At 43.4% G+C, this 15,837-nt stretch carries 19 protein-coding genes, 2 rRNA genes and 1 pseudogene (1 of these 22 cut by a window edge); 20 read left to right on the top strand and 2 right to left on the bottom strand.

Features of this window, described 5'->3' with window-relative positions; translation table 11 throughout:
* Window positions 1-31 precede the first annotated feature (31 nt).
* From BGM23_RS00205 to salA, 17 genes and pseudogenes are all read left to right on the top strand, one after another.
* Window positions 32-300, top strand: a pseudogene (locus tag BGM23_RS00205) (ribosome-binding protein ybzG).
* The gene (gene infA / locus BGM23_RS00200; protein ID WP_003156508.1) at window positions 278-496 is read left to right on the top strand and encodes a translation initiation factor IF-1; all 219 of its coding nucleotides are present in this window, start codon (window positions 278-280) and stop codon (window positions 494-496) included. Before BGM23_RS00205 ends, infA begins: the two are co-directional and overlap by 23 nt.
* A 33-nt stretch (window positions 497-529) precedes the next feature.
* Window positions 530-643, top strand: a complete 114-nt coding sequence (gene rpmJ, locus BGM23_RS00195; RefSeq protein WP_003156543.1) for a 50S ribosomal protein L36 — start codon at window positions 530-532, stop codon at window positions 641-643.
* Between the two features lie 22 nt (window positions 644-665).
* Complete coding sequence (rpsM, locus tag BGM23_RS00190; RefSeq protein WP_003235095.1) at window positions 666-1,031, top strand: 30S ribosomal protein S13; 366 nt, start codon at window positions 666-668, stop codon at window positions 1,029-1,031.
* Window positions 1,032-1,051: 20 nt separating this feature from the next.
* Window positions 1,052-1,447, top strand: a complete 396-nt coding sequence (gene rpsK, locus BGM23_RS00185; RefSeq protein ID WP_009966385.1) for a 30S ribosomal protein S11 — start codon at window positions 1,052-1,054, stop codon at window positions 1,445-1,447.
* A gap of 176 nt (window positions 1,448-1,623) precedes the next feature.
* On the top strand, window positions 1,624-2,568 hold the full coding sequence (locus tag BGM23_RS00180; protein WP_003225835.1) for a DNA-directed RNA polymerase subunit alpha: 945 nt from the start codon (window positions 1,624-1,626) through the stop codon (window positions 2,566-2,568).
* Between the two features lie 77 nt (window positions 2,569-2,645).
* Window positions 2,646-3,008, top strand: a complete 363-nt coding sequence (gene rplQ / locus BGM23_RS00175; protein WP_003225836.1) for a 50S ribosomal protein L17 — start codon at window positions 2,646-2,648, stop codon at window positions 3,006-3,008.
* A 127-nt stretch (window positions 3,009-3,135) separates the two neighbouring features.
* The gene (locus tag BGM23_RS00170) at window positions 3,136-3,981 is read left to right on the top strand and encodes an energy-coupling factor ABC transporter ATP-binding protein (protein ID WP_004399689.1); all 846 of its coding nucleotides are present in this window, start codon (window positions 3,136-3,138) and stop codon (window positions 3,979-3,981) included.
* Window positions 3,957-4,826 (top strand): energy-coupling factor ABC transporter ATP-binding protein, encoded by an 870-nt coding sequence (locus BGM23_RS00165; protein WP_046664349.1) that lies wholly within the window; start codon window positions 3,957-3,959, stop codon window positions 4,824-4,826. Before BGM23_RS00170 ends, BGM23_RS00165 begins: the two co-directional genes overlap by 25 nt.
* A complete protein-coding gene (locus BGM23_RS00160; RefSeq protein ID WP_029317183.1) occupies window positions 4,823-5,620 on the top strand; it encodes an energy-coupling factor transporter transmembrane component T family protein in 798 nt (265 codons plus the stop codon). Before BGM23_RS00165 ends, BGM23_RS00160 begins: the two co-directional genes overlap by 4 nt.
* A gap of 9 nt (window positions 5,621-5,629) precedes the next feature.
* Window positions 5,630-6,373, top strand: a complete 744-nt coding sequence (gene truA, locus BGM23_RS00155) for a tRNA pseudouridine(38-40) synthase TruA (RefSeq protein WP_004399657.1) — start codon at window positions 5,630-5,632, stop codon at window positions 6,371-6,373.
* Window positions 6,374-6,534: 161 nt separating this feature from the next.
* Window positions 6,535-6,972, top strand: a complete 438-nt coding sequence (gene rplM, locus BGM23_RS00150; RefSeq protein WP_003241966.1) for a 50S ribosomal protein L13 — start codon at window positions 6,535-6,537, stop codon at window positions 6,970-6,972.
* A gap of 20 nt (window positions 6,973-6,992) precedes the next feature.
* Complete coding sequence (rpsI, locus tag BGM23_RS00145; RefSeq protein WP_004399691.1) at window positions 6,993-7,385, top strand: 30S ribosomal protein S9; 393 nt, start codon at window positions 6,993-6,995, stop codon at window positions 7,383-7,385.
* A gap of 463 nt (window positions 7,386-7,848) precedes the next feature.
* Window positions 7,849-8,616 carry a class I SAM-dependent methyltransferase gene (locus tag BGM23_RS00140; protein ID WP_029317184.1) on the top strand — a complete coding sequence of 256 codons (768 nt, stop codon included), beginning with the start codon at window positions 7,849-7,851 and terminating at the stop codon, window positions 8,614-8,616.
* Between the two features lie 185 nt (window positions 8,617-8,801).
* Window positions 8,802-9,245 carry a YbaK family protein gene (locus BGM23_RS00135; protein ID WP_015715122.1) on the top strand — a complete coding sequence of 148 codons (444 nt, stop codon included), beginning with the start codon at window positions 8,802-8,804 and terminating at the stop codon, window positions 9,243-9,245.
* A 59-nt stretch (window positions 9,246-9,304) separates the two neighbouring features.
* A complete protein-coding gene (gene cwlD / locus BGM23_RS00130; RefSeq protein WP_015252979.1) occupies window positions 9,305-10,018 on the top strand; it encodes an N-acetylmuramoyl-L-alanine amidase CwlD in 714 nt (237 codons plus the stop codon).
* Between the two features lie 95 nt (window positions 10,019-10,113).
* Window positions 10,114-11,172 (top strand): iron-sulfur carrier protein/transcriptional regulator SalA, encoded by a 1,059-nt coding sequence (gene salA / locus BGM23_RS00125; RefSeq protein WP_003235124.1) that lies wholly within the window; start codon window positions 10,114-10,116, stop codon window positions 11,170-11,172.
* Window positions 11,173-11,207: 35 nt separating this feature from the next.
* Here salA and gerD read toward each other — a convergent pair whose 3' ends face one another.
* Window positions 11,208-11,765, bottom strand: a complete 558-nt coding sequence (gerD, locus tag BGM23_RS00120) for a spore germination lipoprotein GerD (RefSeq protein WP_003235126.1) — start codon at window positions 11,763-11,765, stop codon at window positions 11,208-11,210.
* A 109-nt stretch (window positions 11,766-11,874) separates the two neighbouring features.
* On the opposite strand from gerD, the gene kbaA reads away from it, so the two are divergent.
* Entirely contained in the window at window positions 11,875-12,471 is a 597-nt protein-coding gene (gene kbaA, locus BGM23_RS00115) for a KinB-signaling pathway activation protein (RefSeq protein ID WP_004399693.1), read from the top strand.
* On the opposite strand, the gene pdaB is transcribed toward kbaA, so the two are convergent.
* Window positions 12,472-13,236: a polysaccharide deacetylase family sporulation protein PdaB gene (gene pdaB, locus BGM23_RS00110; RefSeq protein WP_003235130.1), complete on the bottom strand. Its 765-nt coding sequence runs from the start codon at window positions 13,234-13,236 to the stop codon at window positions 12,472-12,474.
* Between the two features lie 351 nt (window positions 13,237-13,587).
* Between pdaB and BGM23_RS00105 the strand changes: the two genes are divergently transcribed.
* Both BGM23_RS00105 and BGM23_RS00100 read left to right on the top strand, forming a co-directional pair.
* Window positions 13,588-15,137 (top strand): 16S ribosomal RNA (locus BGM23_RS00105).
* A gap of 170 nt (window positions 15,138-15,307) precedes the next feature.
* Window positions 15,308-15,837 (top strand): 23S ribosomal RNA (locus tag BGM23_RS00100) (it continues 2,398 nt past the right edge of the window).
* The 16S and 23S rRNA genes sit together here, the layout of an rRNA operon.

Genomic DNA, 15,837 nt, shown 5'->3' with positions numbered 1-15,837 from the left:
AAGCTTGATAGGGCAGAAAGCTTGGGTGAACATTGGCAAGACCGAATTCATCTTGCTGCTTGTCGTTGGAATTTTAACCATCATCAATGTACTAACAGCAGACGGAGAAAAGCGTACATTTCATTCTCCTAAGAAAAAGAATATCAATCATTTAACCCTTTATGATTGCGTATCTCCGGAAGTTCAGAACAGTATAAACGAAACAGGGCGTGTGACAAACTTCTTTTGAAATTTGTCAGAAAGCAAGTTACTGATTTGAAGAAGGGAGAACACTTGAATGGCGAAAGACGATGTAATTGAAGTGGAAGGTACTATAGTCGAAACACTGCCAAACGCGATGTTCAAAGTTGAACTTGAAAATGGCCACACTGTTTTGGCTCATGTATCTGGTAAAATCCGCATGCACTTCATTCGCATTTTACCTGGAGACAAAGTTACGGTAGAATTATCTCCATATGACTTAACTCGTGGCAGGATTACGTACCGTTACAAATAAAGCACTCCGGAAACTGAAGGAGGTTGGAAACACATGAAAGTGAGACCATCAGTTAAACCAATCTGCGAAAAATGTAAAGTTATTCGCAGAAAAGGAAAAGTAATGGTGATCTGTGAAAATCCAAAGCATAAACAAAAACAAGGATAATTTATAAGGAGGTGCCCAGAGAATGGCTCGTATTGCTGGTGTAGATATCCCACGTGACAAACGTGTTGTTATTTCTTTAACATACATCTTCGGAATTGGCCGCACAACGGCTCAGCAAGTTTTAAAAGAAGCTGGAGTTTCAGAAGATACTCGTGTGCGCGATCTTACTGAAGAAGAACTTGGTAAAATCCGTGATATTATTGACAAACTGAAAGTAGAAGGTGACCTTCGCCGTGAAGTTTCTCTTAATATCAAACGTCTGATCGAAATCGGAAGCTACCGCGGAATCCGTCATCGCAGAGGATTACCTGTTCGCGGACAAAACTCTAAAAACAACGCGCGTACTCGTAAAGGTCCGCGTCGTACTGTAGCTAACAAGAAAAAATAAGTAAGGGAGGTTCTTAAACAATGGCTGCTGCTCGTAAATCTAACACGCGTAAACGTCGCGTGAAAAAGAATATTGAGTCTGGAATTGCTCATATTCGTTCAACTTTCAATAACACGATCGTTACGATCACTGACACTCATGGTAATGCTATTTCTTGGTCTAGTGCCGGAGCTTTAGGATTCAGAGGTTCTCGTAAATCTACTCCTTTTGCTGCGCAAATGGCTGCAGAAACAGCTGCTAAAGGTTCAATCGAACATGGTCTTAAAACTCTAGAGGTTACTGTTAAAGGACCTGGTTCAGGCCGTGAAGCTGCAATCCGTGCACTTCAAGCTGCTGGACTAGAAGTCACTGCTATCAGAGACGTAACTCCTGTTCCTCATAACGGATGCCGTCCACCAAAACGTCGCCGCGTGTAATTTGTTTGTATAGATTTTGTGTCCCTGTCAATAATGGGTTATGATACAGTTATTTATGAAACGAATGCACCGACTCGTTGCCTGAGCACATACGGGACTAAACAATGGGGAATTTCGGATGGAATCTCATATGATTCTATTCGAGGTTTCGACGTTTTGAAGGAGGGTTTTAAGTAATGATCGAGATTGAAAAACCAAAAATCGAAACGGTTGAAATCAGCGACGATGCCAAATTTGGTAAGTTTGTCGTAGAGCCACTTGAGCGTGGATATGGTACAACTCTGGGTAACTCCTTACGTCGTATCCTCTTATCCTCACTCCCTGGTGCCGCTGTAACATCAATCCAGATAGATGGTGTACTGCACGAATTCTCGACAATTGAAGGCGTTGTGGAAGATGTTACAACGATTATCTTACACATTAAAAAGCTTGCATTGAAAATCTACTCTGATGAAGAGAAGACGCTAGAAATTGATGTACAGGGTGAAGGAACTGTAACGGCAGCTGATATTACACACGATAGTGATGTAGAGATCTTAAATCCTGATCTTCATATCGCGACTCTTGGTGAGAATGCGAGTTTCCGAGTTCGCCTTACTGCTCAAAGAGGACGTGGGTATACGCCTGCTGACGCAAACAAGAGAGACGATCAGCCAATCGGCGTGATTCCGATCGATTCTATCTATACGCCAGTTTCTCGTGTATCTTATCAGGTAGAGAACACTCGTGTAGGCCAAGTTGCAAACTATGATAAACTTACACTTGATGTTTGGACTGATGGAAGCACTGGACCGAAAGAAGCAATTGCGCTTGGTTCAAAGATTTTAACTGAACACCTTAATATATTCGTTGGTTTAACTGACGAAGCTCAACATGCTGAAATCATGGTTGAAAAAGAAGAAGATCAAAAAGAGAAAGTTCTTGAAATGACAATTGAAGAATTGGATCTTTCTGTTCGTTCTTACAACTGCTTAAAGCGTGCGGGTATTAACACGGTTCAAGAGCTTGCGAACAAGACGGAAGAAGATATGATGAAAGTTCGAAATCTAGGACGCAAATCACTTGAAGAAGTGAAAGCGAAACTAGAAGAACTTGGACTCGGACTTCGCAAAGACGATTGACTAGTTTCCCTTGTGAACTAGGATTTTCGTGTGTTTATTATTCAGAAACAGCATTCCAATAAAGGAGGGGACATCACATGTCATACAGAAAACTAGGACGTACGAGTGCACAGCGTAAAGCTATGCTTCGTGATCTTACAACTGATTTGATCATCAACGAAAGAATCGAAACAACTGAAACACGTGCGAAAGAACTTCGCTCTGTAGTTGAAAAAATGATCACGCTTGGCAAACGCGGTGATCTTCACGCTCGCCGTCAAGCTGCTGCATACATCCGCAACGAGGTTGCAAACGAAGAAAATAACCAAGATGCACTTCAAAAATTATTCTCTGACATTGCAACTCGTTACGAGGAGCGCCAAGGCGGATACACACGTATTATGAAGCTTGGTCCTCGCCGTGGTGACGGAGCACCAATGGCAATTATCGAATTGGTTTAATCACATATTTTTGTGTATCTAAAGAAGGGCGGGACAGTTTCTAACTGGATCTATGCCCTTTTTTTAGATACTGCAACTTTTAATAGAGAGAAAAGCAGAGCATTAGCTGAGAGGAGGCCGGTTTTCCATGAATCAAAATCAGTTGATATCGGTAGAGGATATCGTATTTCGATATCGGAAGGACGCAGAAAGACGAGCACTAGACGGCGTCTCCCTGCAGGTGTATGAGGGTGAATGGCTTGCAATCGTAGGTCATAACGGTTCAGGGAAATCAACACTGGCCCGGGCATTGAATGGTTTAATTCTTCCTGAATCAGGCGACATTGAGGTTGCCGGGATTCAATTGACAGAGGAATCTGTTTGGGAAGTGCGTAAGAAGATAGGTATGGTCTTTCAAAATCCGGATAACCAATTTGTCGGAACGACTGTTCGCGATGATGTGGCTTTTGGTTTAGAAAACAATGGTGTACCGCGGGAAGAAATGATTGAGAGAGTAGACTGGGCAGTAAAACAGGTGAATATGCAAGATTTTCTCGATCAAGAGCCGCACCATCTCTCCGGAGGCCAAAAGCAGAGAGTTGCGATTGCGGGGGTTATTGCCGCACGTCCTGATATTATTATCTTAGATGAAGCAACATCCATGCTTGATCCGATCGGGCGAGAAGAGGTGCTTGAAACGGTAAGACATTTAAAAGAGCAGGGCATGGCGACTGTCATATCCATTACACATGACCTGAATGAGGCAGCAAAAGCAGACAGGATCATTGTCATGAATGGCGGTAAAAAATATGCTGAAGGGCCGCCTGAAGAGATTTTTAAATTGAATAAAGAACTTGTTCGAATTGGGCTTGATTTACCCTTCTCATTCCAGCTTAGCCAGCTTTTAAGAGAAAATGGACTGGCTTTGGAAGAAAACCATTTGACTCAGGAAGGGCTGGTGAAAGAGCTGTGGACATTACAATCAAAGATGTAGAGCATCGTTATCAGATGAAGACGCCGTTTGAGCGCCTAGCACTGTATGATATCAATGCATCGATTAAAGAAGGAAGCTACGTAGCCGTTATCGGGCATACAGGCTCTGGTAAGTCCACTCTTCTTCAGCACCTAAATGGTCTCCTGAAGCCGACGAAGGGACAGATATCACTAGGCAGCACTGTCATTCAGGCAGGGAAAAAGAATAAAGAACTGAAAAAACTTCGTAAAAAAGTCGGAATCGTTTTCCAATTTCCTGAGCATCAATTATTCGAAGAAACAGTTCTTAAAGATATTTCATTCGGACCGATGAACTTTGGTGTTAAAAAAGAAGATGCTGAACAAAAAGCGAGAGAGATGCTGCAGCTTGTAGGTTTATCAGAAGAGCTTTTGGACAGGTCACCCTTTGAATTAAGCGGGGGACAAATGCGCAGAGTTGCAATTGCCGGCGTACTTGCAATGGACCCTGAAGTGCTTGTTCTGGATGAACCGACTGCAGGATTGGACCCAAGAGGGCGAAAAGAGATTATGGACATGTTTTATGAGCTTCATCAACGTGGGAACCTGACGACGATCCTTGTGACACACAGCATGGAGGATGCAGCTGCATACGCTGATGAAATGATTGTTATGCATAAAGGAACGATACAAGCATCAGGTAGTCCGCGTGATCTGTTTTTAAAGGGTGAAGAGATGGCCGGCTGGGGGCTGGATCTTCCTGAAACAATAAAATTCCAAAGACACCTTGAAGCTGTACTGGGTGTGAGATTTAATGAGCCTATGCTCACAATCGAAGATGCCGCTGCTGAAATCCGTGCTCTTTTTCAGGGGGAGAAGACTTTATGATGGACAGCATGATTATCGGCAAGTATGTACCGGGGACTTCACTTGTGCACCGGCTTGACCCCAGAACAAAACTGATCACGATCTTTTTATTTGTCTGCATTGTATTCTTAGCCAATAATGTTCAGACATATGCGTTGCTTGGTTTATTTACAATTGGCGTCGTTTCTTTAACAAGAGTTCCTTTCTCTTTTTTAATGAAAGGGCTGAAGCCAATCATCTGGATTGTCCTTTTTACGTTCCTTCTTCACATCCTTATGACACATGAAGGACCGATTATCTTTCAAATAGGTTTTTTCAAAGTCTATGAGGGCGGTCTGGTTCAGGGGATATTCATTTCTCTTAGATTCGTCTATTTGATTTTAATCACAACCTTATTAACGCTTACGACCACACCGATTGAGATTACCGATGGAATGGAACAGCTGCTGAACCCATTGAAAAAATTAAAGCTTCCTGTTCATGAGCTGGCTCTTATGATGTCAATTTCTTTACGGTTTATTCCGACACTGATGGAGGAGACAGATAAGATCATGAAGGCTCAGATGGCGCGAGGCGTTGATTTTACAAGCGGGCCTGTCAAAGATAGAGTGAAGGCTATTGTCCCGCTTCTTGTCCCGCTCTTCGTCAGCGCATTTAAACGCGCCGAAGAGCTTGCGGTGGCAATGGAAGCAAGAGGCTATCAAGGCGGAGAAGGACGTACGAAATATAGAAAGCTTGTATGGACAGGAAAAGACACTTCTGTCATTGTCAGCTTAATTGTATTAGCTGCTTTGTTATTTTTCTTAAGGGCTTAGAGGTGCTGTATGAGACTGAAATGCACGATTTCTTATGACGGACATTTGTTTAACGGTTATCAGGTTCAGCCGGGCAAAAGAACGGTTCAGGATGAACTGGAGAAGGCTTTGGCTGTCCTGCATAAGTCAAAAGACAGAATTCCGGTCGTTTCGTCTGGAAGAACAGACAGCGGGGTTCACGCAGCCGGACAGGTGATTCATTTTGACACTCCGCTGTCTATCCCGGCTGAAAGATGGCCATATGCCTTAAATGCACTGCTTCCGGACGATATCGCAGTCAAACAGGCAGAAATTGCGGATGATGGGTTCCATGCACGATTTAGCGCAGTCAAAAAAGAATATCGCTACTTTGTATACACGGAGAAACACCCGGACGTATTTAAACGGCATTACGCTTACCATTTTTCATATCGCCTTAATGTGCAGGACATGAGAGAAGCGGCAAAGCATCTTATAGGGACACATGATTTTACGAGCTTTTGCGCGGCTAAAACAGAAGTGCAGGACAAGGTAAGAACGATATACGAACTTGATTGGACTGAGACGGCTGACGGCCTGCAAATGCGGATCACAGGCAGCGGTTTCTTATATAATATGGTCAGAATTATTGCGGGTACTTTGCTTGATGCAGGTATTGGAAAAATTTCTCCCGATGAGGTGAAATCCATGCTGGAAGCGAAGGATCGCGAAGCGGCAGGGCGCACAGCGCCGGGGCACGGGCTATATTTATGGAACGTTTACTATGACAACTAAACCAGGTGTATAATATTTTCTTGACAGAGTCTGCATAAAGTTATAAGATATCATATGGTATGTATTTCAACCCCACGATAAGCCCCGGAACTTATTGTGTTGTGAAATAGAACGTAATCGAAGTTTATTGAAAATGACAGATCATTTAGGAGGGAAATTCAATGCGTACAACACCTATGGCTAACGCAAGTACTATTGAACGCAAGTGGTTAGTTGTTGATGCTGCTGGCAAGACTTTAGGTCGTCTTTCTTCAGAAGTTGCAGCTATCCTTCGCGGAAAACACAAACCAACTTACACACCACACGTTGATACTGGAGATCATGTGATCATCATCAACGCTGAAAAAATCGAGTTAACTGGTAAAAAGTTAACTGACAAAATCTACTACCGTCACACTCAACATCCAGGCGGATTAAAATCAAGAACTGCTCTTGAAATGCGTACAAACTACCCTGAGAAAATGCTTGAGCTTGCTATCAAAGGCATGCTTCCAAAAGGTTCTCTAGGTCGTCAAATGTTCAAAAAATTGAACGTATACCGTGGTTCTGAGCATCCACACGAAGCACAAAAACCTGAAGTTTACGAACTTCGCGGTTAATTAAAAAGGAGGTTACCAATTTGGCACAGGTTCAATATTACGGTACTGGCCGTCGTAAAAGCTCTGTAGCGCGTGTGCGTTTAGTTCCAGGAGAAGGCCGTATCGTCGTTAATAATCGTGAAATCAGCGAACATATCCCATCTGCAGCTTTAATCGAAGATATCAAACAACCATTAACTTTGACTGAAACAGCTGGCACTTATGATGTTTTAGTAAACGTACATGGAGGCGGCCTATCTGGTCAAGCTGGAGCAATCCGTCACGGTATCGCTCGTGCTTTGCTTGAAGCAGATCCAGAATACCGTACAACTCTTAAACGTGCAGGTCTTCTGACTCGTGACGCTCGTATGAAAGAACGTAAAAAATACGGTCTTAAAGGCGCTCGTCGTGCACCTCAGTTCTCAAAACGTTAATTTTACGTTTTCAAAAAGCTCTCGACCTTGGGTTGGGAGCTTTTTTCTTTCAATAAAACGTGACAGCCTCGCATAAAAATAACAACTGAATGGACGTTTGGCGGGGTTAAGCAAATTGTTTGTTTATAAACGGTCTCTTTGTAATAATCATGATAGCTTTCATTCTTATTCAATTGGAACTTCGGTCAATGTTTATTATCGTTATGTGATCAGCCCAGCTTCATCTAACCACTGTATCTCATCCGTTAAAGTTCACTGCTGATTCTTAACCCGGAGAAACAATAGCTCTCATTGCTAATGGCTTTATGTAACGAAGTAAAAGTAAATCTGATGATATAAATCACATATCTCCTTTGTGATTTTTTTGCGTTTTTATGAACTTTTTTCTAAATATGCAAAGGGAAAGCGATATCAATCTAGAAATATTTGTTATACTCTATACATTAAAGTAAGGAGAAGATTCATGAATGCGTTAGTAGCTCATAATAGCAAAGCCTGGGATAAAAAAGTAGAAACAGGCAATGAATGGACTGTTGCTGTTGAACAGCAGGTTATCGAACAAGCAAAAAAAGGCAATTGGGATATAAGGGTAACACCAATGAAAGATGTACCGAAGGATTGGTTTCCGCCTATCAAAGGTCTGAAAGTACTCTGTTTAGCATCAGGCGGCGGCCAGCAGGGTCCAGTTTTGGCAGCCGCAGGCGCGGATGTCACCGTATTAGATAACTCAGAAAAACAGCTGAATCAGGATAGAATGATTGCTGAGCGAGATGGTCTCACGATACACACTGTCAAAGGAAGCATGGACGATTTAAGTGTATTTAATGATGAATCATTTGATGTCATTGTACATCCTGTTGCCAATGTTTTTGTTGAGAATGTCCTCCCGGTATGGAAGGAAGCGCACCGTGTGTTGAAAAGGAACGGCATTCTAATCTCGGGTTTTGTCAATCCTGTTGTATTTCTGTTTGATACAGAATTAGAACAGCAAGGTGTTTTAAAAGTAAAACACTCCATTCCATACGCTGACCCAGAAGATCTTCCGAAACATAAAGTGAAAAAACTGATCGAAAATAATGAGGCTCTGGAATTCGGCCATTCCTTAGAAGACCAAATCAAAGGCCAAATTGATGCCGGTTTTATCGTTACTGGTTTTTATGAAGATAAAGGCGGGTTTGTATTAGACCAATATATCCATACATATTCTGCAACAAGAAGCGTGAAAGTATGAAAAGCAGCGACCTGTTAGAGGGGCTGCTTTTTTCATAACTACTTACAGAACGTTTGTTCCGCACCCTGCAGAAAGCTGATTTTTTATCGATGTTACACCTTCATTTGGGCGAATTTCCAACCGAATTCGGGCATTGTTTCATCATCCAAACCTCAAAATAATCGGTAAAAGGAGAGTGAATTTATATGGCAGAAGTACTGTCTTTTATGGATGTGAAACGCCAAAAGGATTTTGAATTAGAAAAGAACTTGCTCAAAGAACTCTCTCTGAGACAAATTATCCAGTCTGTTAAGGATTGTTTGGAACCATTGTTTCTATTTTTACATGATGAGCGAGATATTATTACCGAAGGCTGTATTGATTTTGCTATAGAAGCCTATTTGTTAGGCGGGCGTTTTGGGATATTCGGCTATTACGGAGAATCCATGCAGAGTATCAGTGCACGCTCTGCAAGAGAAGAAGAAGAGCTTCGTATGGAGTTTTTTGATTATCTCTATAATTGGATACACGAGCAATACGCAGCATTTGATAAAAACACGGTTTATGAAGCGGCACGCAAGTTCATTAAAGATTGGTGGACAGCGGGGTTTGTTCAAAGAGAAAAACAGTGTAAGCTTCGCATGCGGTAATCATATTTCCCGGCCCTGTCCCATAGTTATGTAATAACGGACAAGCGGGAGGGGAAGGGATGAGGAAAAAGCTTAAATGGCTCAGTTTTTTGCTAGGCTTCATCGTATTACTATTTCTGTTCAAATATCAGTTCAGCAATAACGACTCTTGGAAGCCGTGGAGCCTGCCCTTGAGCGGTAAAATCATTTATCTAGATCCAGGTCATGGCGGGCCTGACGGCGGAGCAGTCGGCGGAAAGCTGTTAGAGAAGGATGTTACCCTGGAAGTGGCCTTTAGAGTCAGGGATTATCTTCAAGAACAAGGAGCGCTTGTTATCATGACCAGAGAAAGTGATACTGATCTCGCTCCAGAAGGAACAAAAGGCTATAGTCGACGAAAAGCTGAGGATCTAAGACAACGAGTCAAATTAATAAACCATTCAGAGGCGGAGCTCTATATCAGCATTCATCTTAATGCGATTCCGTCACAAAAATGGAGCGGAGCCCAAAGCTTTTATTACGGGAAATATGCGGAAAATGAGAAAGTCGCAAAATACATCCAGGATGAGCTGAGAAGAAATCTGGAAAACACAACCCGGAAAGCAAAGCGGATTCATGGTATCTACTTAATGCAAAACGTCACCAAACCGGGGGCGCTTATAGAAGTCGGATTTTTATCCAATCCAAACGAAGCAACGCTGCTCGGTAAACCGAAATATCAAGACAAGGTGGCATCTTCCATATATAAAGGCATTTTGCGATATTTCACAGAAAAAGGAGACCCTCCGGAGTAATGGAGGGTTTTCTTGTGGTTCTAAGCATAAGACACCCGCCATTTATGTATGATATAATAATAATTGTAAACGAATACACAAAAGGGTGAGGTTCGATGATAAGAGAAGATGAAGTAAGAAAACTAGTCGGAGAAATGCGCGAACCTTTTCTTCAAAGACCTCTGGGAGAATTGGATGCCGTTAAGGAAATTAAAATAAAGCCTGAAAAACGGCATATCAGTGTAAAAGTCGCTCTTGCAAAAACAGGAACTGCAGAACAAATGCAGATTCAGCAAGAGATCGTAAACGTATTAAAAGGGGCAGGAGCTGAGACAGTCGGCCTTCGATTTGAAGAGCTGCCTGAAGAAACGGTTGCTAAATTCCGGGCGCCGTCAGCTGAGAAAAAAACATTATTAAATATGGATAACCCGCCAGTCTTTCTTGCTGTAGCAAGTGGAAAAGGCGGCGTAGGCAAGTCAACTGTGTCAGTAAACCTAGCTATTTCTCTGGCTCGTCTAGGGAAAAAGGTTGGTTTAATTGATGCGGATATTTATGGGTTCAGTGTGCCGGACATGATGGGTATCACTGTGCGTCCAACAATTGAAGGAGAGAAACTTCTTCCTGTTGAACGCTTTGGAGTAAAGGTCATGTCAATGGGCTTTTTCGTAGAAGAAAATGCCCCGGTCGTATGGAGAGGGCCGATGCTCGGCAAAATGCTGAATAACTTTTTCCATGAAGTAGAGTGGGGAGAAGTAGACTATATCGTTCTTGACCTTCCGCCTGGTACAGGGGACGTTGCTCTCGATGTACATACAATGCTTCCGAGCTGCAAAGAAATTATCGTATCTACGCCACATCCGACAGCTGCTTTTGTCGCGGCCAGAGCGGGCTCTATGGCGATTAAAACCGATCATGAGGTCGTGGGTGTCATAGAGAACATGGCTTATTATGAAAGTGCAAAGACAGGGGAAAGAGAATATGTGTTTGGAAAAGGCGGAGGAGATAAACTGGCTGAGGAACTAAACGTGCCTTTACTCGGCAGAATCCCATTGAAACAGCCCGATTGGGATAAGGACCAATTTGCTCCGTCTGTTTATGACGAAAATCATCCAATCGGAGAAATATATCAGGACATCGCAAAAAAAATAGATGCAAAAATGTCAGTGCAGGTATAAAAGGTGAACCGGGATTCCAGATCCCGGCTTTCCCTTTATTCACTTTCTTTTGCTGTGTCTTTTGCTGCTTTTTTCAGCTCATCTTCGAACTGCTTTTTGTAAAGCGGACTAGAAAGTGTTTCGTTAATAACCTCTTCTAAATAACTGCGGAATTCTTGGCTTTTTGCCAGCTGGCTGTACTTTTTATCCATGCCGGGATCCTGCATAACGCTCATCAGCATCTTCTGGTAATCTGGATCCTTCATCAGCTTTTTAATCACTTTTTCATGCTCTGTCTGAAGAGTTTTGGCAAAGCCCTCAGCAAAATCAGTGTCTTCAAAGATGTTTTTCCAAAATTCTTCACCTTTTTTAGATGTGAGTGTTTTTTCTATTGTTCCTTTAATTGCATCTTGGTCAATCACCAGCGCTTCATTCATGGCATCATCATTTAATAATTCCTTAATAGCTTTCTTTCCATCATCAGTTTTTAATATATCAACAACCATTTTTTTGGTCTGATCATAGTCCATATCCGCTGCTTGGTCTTTTGGAGCGCAAGCTGTTACAGATAATAACAAAAAACAGCTCATCAATAGCGTTTTGGCTTTTGACATGCTTAAGCTCCTTTCACATACTTGTCTTACCTTTAATATGATTCATCTGTTTGGAATTATACATAACAAAATATCGCTGTTCGCGATTTTTGAGGGGATGAATAAAGAAATGAAAAGCCGTGGTTTAGTTCGTTTTTTCTTTTCTATTTTAGCTGTCGGGGCGCTTATCACGAGTATTGTGGGTTTTGCTTTAAAGTGGGGAGAATATAGAGGGCTGTTTCTAACATTTGAAGCGGGACAGATTTTCTCTGTTTTATTTTGGTTTATCGGTGTAGGCATGATTTTCAGTGTGATCAGCCAAATGGGTTTTTTCGTGTTTTTAACAGTTCATCGGTTTGCGCTTGAGATATTAAGGTCCTCCTCTTTGTGGAATTTGCTGCAGTTGTTTTTCATCCTGTTTGTTGCTTTTGATTTAATGTACGTGCGTTTTTTATTTTTTGGAGAGAGCGGAGAATCGCTGGCTGGCTATGCGTGGTTACCGGTGTTTTTATTGATCTTTGGAGTGATTACAGCTTATATAAAGCAAAAGCAGTCCTCTAAGAAAACATTTGTGTCATCGTTATTTTTGATGGTTGTGATTACCGCATTAGAATGGTTCCCTGCATTAAGAGTAAATGATGAGGACTGGCTTTATTTAATGCTTTTTCCGTTAATGGCATGTAATGCCTTCCAATTGCTGATGCTGCCGAAGTTTGCAGCAAAGTAATTACTTTACCTCTGCGGATTTGGCATCAGAATTTGCGATGAGATCACCCACGGTTACATTTTTTAATCCTTTTTCTTTCAGCTGATGGATGATATCAGGCAATGCTTCTTCTGTTTGTTTTGCAGAATCGGAGGCATGTAAAAGAATAATGTCTCCACCGGAAACTTGCTTGGTCACATTGTCGATGATTTTTTCAACTCCGGGATTTGTCCAGTCTTGAGAGTTCACACTGTAATGAACGACTGTATAATTGTATTGCTTTGCGACCTTTAGAACATTCTTATTGAATTGGCCGGTAGGGGGTCTTAATAGCTGTATGTCTTTGACCCCTAACTTTTCAAAGGCTGTTTGCGCACGGTTCATGTCCTTTTTTATTTCGCTGCTCTCTAAATTGGCATAGTTTTTATAAGCGTAGCCCATGCTCCCGATTTGATGTCCGTCCTTTACGATACGGGCCACTGTGTCTGGATGGCGTTCTGCCCAAGAAGCGGAAAGAAAAAACGTTGCATTTTTAATCCCGTTTGCTTTCAGAGTATTAAGTATCGGTTCTGCTCTCTCATCACCCCAGCTGATATCGAAAGTAAGTGAAATATCTTTAGAGTCTGTTTCTCCTTTATAAATGGCTTTAGGTCCGGTGTCAGTTGAAAACACGGGAAGCGGGACAGCTCTTTGGATATAAAAAAAGCTGGCAGCTGCAAATGCGGCGATAAGTATAATAATTAATTGTTTTACCCGTTTAATGTGCCACACATAGAAGTGATTCACTGATGATGCCTCCTTATCTTGTCCATCATTCTTGTTTTACATCTTATGAGCATGGACAATTGAATATAACCGATAAAATGTCTCTTCACATACAGCCTAAATTGGGTGTTGACCTTTTGATAATATCCGTGATATATTATTATTCGTCGCTGATAAACAGCTGACATCAACTAAAAGCTTCATTAAATACTTTAAAAAAAGTTGTTGACTTAAAAGAAGCTAAATGTTATAGTAATAAAGCTGCTTCGTTAAGCGGCGGTAATGATCTTTGAAAACTAAACAAGACAAAACGTACCTGTTAATTCAGTTTTTAAAAATCGCACAGCGATGTGCGTAGTCAGTCAAACTACTTTATCGGAGAGTTTGATCCTGGCTCAGGACGAACGCTGGCGGCGTGCCTAATACATGCAAGTCGAGCGGACAGATGGGAGCTTGCTCCCTGATGTTAGCGGCGGACGGGTGAGTAACACGTGGGTAACCTGCCTGTAAGACTGGGATAACTCCGGGAAACCGGGGCTAATACCGGATGGTTGTTTGAACCGCATGGTTCAAACATAAAAGGTGGCTTTGGCTACCACTTACAGATGGACCCGCGGCGCATTAGCTAGTTGGTGAGGTAACGGCTCACCAAGGCAACGATGCGTAGCCGACCTGAGAGGGTGATCGGCCACACTGGGACTGAGACACGGCCCAGACTCCTACGGGAGGCAGCAGTAGGGAATCTTCCGCAATGGACGAAAGTCTGACGGAGCAACGCCGCGTGAGTGATGAAGGTTTTCGGATCGTAAAGCTCTGTTGTTAGGGAAGAACAAGTACCGTTCGAATAGGGCGGTACCTTGACGGTACCTAACCAGAAAGCCACGGCTAACTACGTGCCAGCAGCCGCGGTAATACGTAGGTGGCAAGCGTTGTCCGGAATTATTGGGCGTAAAGGGCTCGCAGGCGGTTTCTTAAGTCTGATGTGAAAGCCCCCGGCTCAACCGGGGAGGGTCATTGGAAACTGGGGAACTTGAGTGCAGAAGAGGAGAGTGGAATTCCACGTGTAGCGGTGAAATGCGTAGAGATGTGGAGGAACACCAGTGGCGAAGGCGACTCTCTGGTCTGTAACTGACGCTGAGGAGCGAAAGCGTGGGGAGCGAACAGGATTAGATACCCTGGTAGTCCACGCCGTAAACGATGAGTGCTAAGTGTTAGGGGGTTTCCGCCCCTTAGTGCTGCAGCTAACGCATTAAGCACTCCGCCTGGGGAGTACGGTCGCAAGACTGAAACTCAAAGGAATTGACGGGGGCCCGCACAAGCGGTGGAGCATGTGGTTTAATTCGAAGCAACGCGAAGAACCTTACCAGGTCTTGACATCCTCTGACAATCCTAGAGATAGGACGTCCCCTTCGGGGGCAGAGTGACAGGTGGTGCATGGTTGTCGTCAGCTCGTGTCGTGAGATGTTGGGTTAAGTCCCGCAACGAGCGCAACCCTTGATCTTAGTTGCCAGCATTCAGTTGGGCACTCTAAGGTGACTGCCGGTGACAAACCGGAGGAAGGTGGGGATGACGTCAAATCATCATGCCCCTTATGACCTGGGCTACACACGTGCTACAATGGACAGAACAAAGGGCAGCGAAACCGCGAGGTTAAGCCAATCCCACAAATCTGTTCTCAGTTCGGATCGCAGTCTGCAACTCGACTGCGTGAAGCTGGAATCGCTAGTAATCGCGGATCAGCATGCCGCGGTGAATACGTTCCCGGGCCTTGTACACACCGCCCGTCACACCACGAGAGTTTGTAACACCCGAAGTCGGTGAGGTAACCTTTTAGGAGCCAGCCGCCGAAGGTGGGACAGATGATTGGGGTGAAGTCGTAACAAGGTAGCCGTATCGGAAGGTGCGGCTGGATCACCTCCTTTCTAAGGATATTATACGGAATATAAGACCTTAGGTCTTATAAACAGAACGTTCCCTGTCTTGTTTAGTTTTGAAGGATCATTCCTTCGAAACGTGTTCTTTGAAAACTAGATAACAGTAGACATCACATTCAATTAGTAACACAAGATATCACATAGTGATTCTTTTTAACGGTTAAGTTAGAAAGGGCGCACGGTGGATGCCTTGGCACTAGGAGCCGATGAAGGACGGGACGAACACCGATATGCTTCGGGGAGCTGTAAGCAAGCTTTGATCCGGAGATTTCCGAATGGGGAAACCCACCACTCGTAATGGAGTGGTATCCATATCTGAATTCATAGGATATGAGAAGGCAGACCCGGGGAACTGAAACATCTAAGTACCCGGAGGAAGAGAAAGCAAATGCGATTCCCTGAGTAGCGGCGAGCGAAACGGGATTAGCCCAAACCAAGAGGCTTGCCTCTTGGGGTTGTAGGACACTCTGTACGGAGTTACAAAGGAACGAGGTAGATGAAGAGGTCTGGAAAGGCCCGCCATAGGAGGTAACAGCCCTGTAGTCAAAACTTCGTTCTCTCCTGAGTGGATCCTGAGTACGGCGGAACACGTGAAATTCCGTCGGAATCCGGGAGGACCATCTCCCAAGGCTAAATACTCCCTAGTGACCGATAGTGAACCAGTACCGTGAGGGAAAGGTGAAAAGCA

It is taken from the genome of Bacillus sp. FJAT-14266 (assembly GCF_001719225.1).
Taxonomy (GTDB): domain Bacteria; phylum Bacillota; class Bacilli; order Bacillales; family Bacillaceae; genus Bacillus; species Bacillus subtilis.
This window is presented reverse-complemented; position numbering and strand designations above follow the sequence as displayed.

Excerpts from the sequence above, each read along its gene's own strand:
- BGM23_RS00140 (WP_029317184.1), top strand. The coding sequence starts at position 7,849 with ATGAATGCGTTAGTAGCTCATAATAGCAAAGCCTGGGATAAAAAAGTA.
- rplQ (WP_003225836.1), top strand. The coding sequence starts at position 2,646 with ATGTCATACAGAAAACTAGGACGTACGAGTGCACAGCGTAAAGCTATG.
- truA (WP_004399657.1), top strand. The coding sequence starts at position 5,630 with ATGAGACTGAAATGCACGATTTCTTATGACGGACATTTGTTTAACGGT.
- BGM23_RS00180 (WP_003225835.1), top strand. The coding sequence starts at position 1,624 with ATGATCGAGATTGAAAAACCAAAAATCGAAACGGTTGAAATCAGCGAC.
- BGM23_RS00135 (WP_015715122.1), top strand. The coding sequence starts at position 8,802 with ATGGCAGAAGTACTGTCTTTTATGGATGTGAAACGCCAAAAGGATTTT.
- gerD (WP_003235126.1), bottom strand. The coding sequence starts at position 11,765 with ATGTCAAAAGCCAAAACGCTATTGATGAGCTGTTTTTTGTTATTATCT.
- rpsM (WP_003235095.1), top strand. The coding sequence starts at position 666 with ATGGCTCGTATTGCTGGTGTAGATATCCCACGTGACAAACGTGTTGTT.
- rpsK (WP_009966385.1), top strand. The coding sequence starts at position 1,052 with ATGGCTGCTGCTCGTAAATCTAACACGCGTAAACGTCGCGTGAAAAAG.
- kbaA (WP_004399693.1), top strand. The coding sequence starts at position 11,875 with ATGAAAAGCCGTGGTTTAGTTCGTTTTTTCTTTTCTATTTTAGCTGTC.
- cwlD (WP_015252979.1), top strand. The coding sequence starts at position 9,305 with ATGAGGAAAAAGCTTAAATGGCTCAGTTTTTTGCTAGGCTTCATCGTA.
- infA (WP_003156508.1), top strand. The coding sequence starts at position 278 with ATGGCGAAAGACGATGTAATTGAAGTGGAAGGTACTATAGTCGAAACA.
- BGM23_RS00170 (WP_004399689.1), top strand. The coding sequence starts at position 3,136 with ATGAATCAAAATCAGTTGATATCGGTAGAGGATATCGTATTTCGATAT.
- BGM23_RS00160 (WP_029317183.1), top strand. The coding sequence starts at position 4,823 with ATGATGGACAGCATGATTATCGGCAAGTATGTACCGGGGACTTCACTT.
- rplM (WP_003241966.1), top strand. The coding sequence starts at position 6,535 with ATGCGTACAACACCTATGGCTAACGCAAGTACTATTGAACGCAAGTGG.
- salA (WP_003235124.1), top strand. The coding sequence starts at position 10,114 with ATGATAAGAGAAGATGAAGTAAGAAAACTAGTCGGAGAAATGCGCGAA.
- rpmJ (WP_003156543.1), top strand. The coding sequence starts at position 530 with ATGAAAGTGAGACCATCAGTTAAACCAATCTGCGAAAAATGTAAAGTT.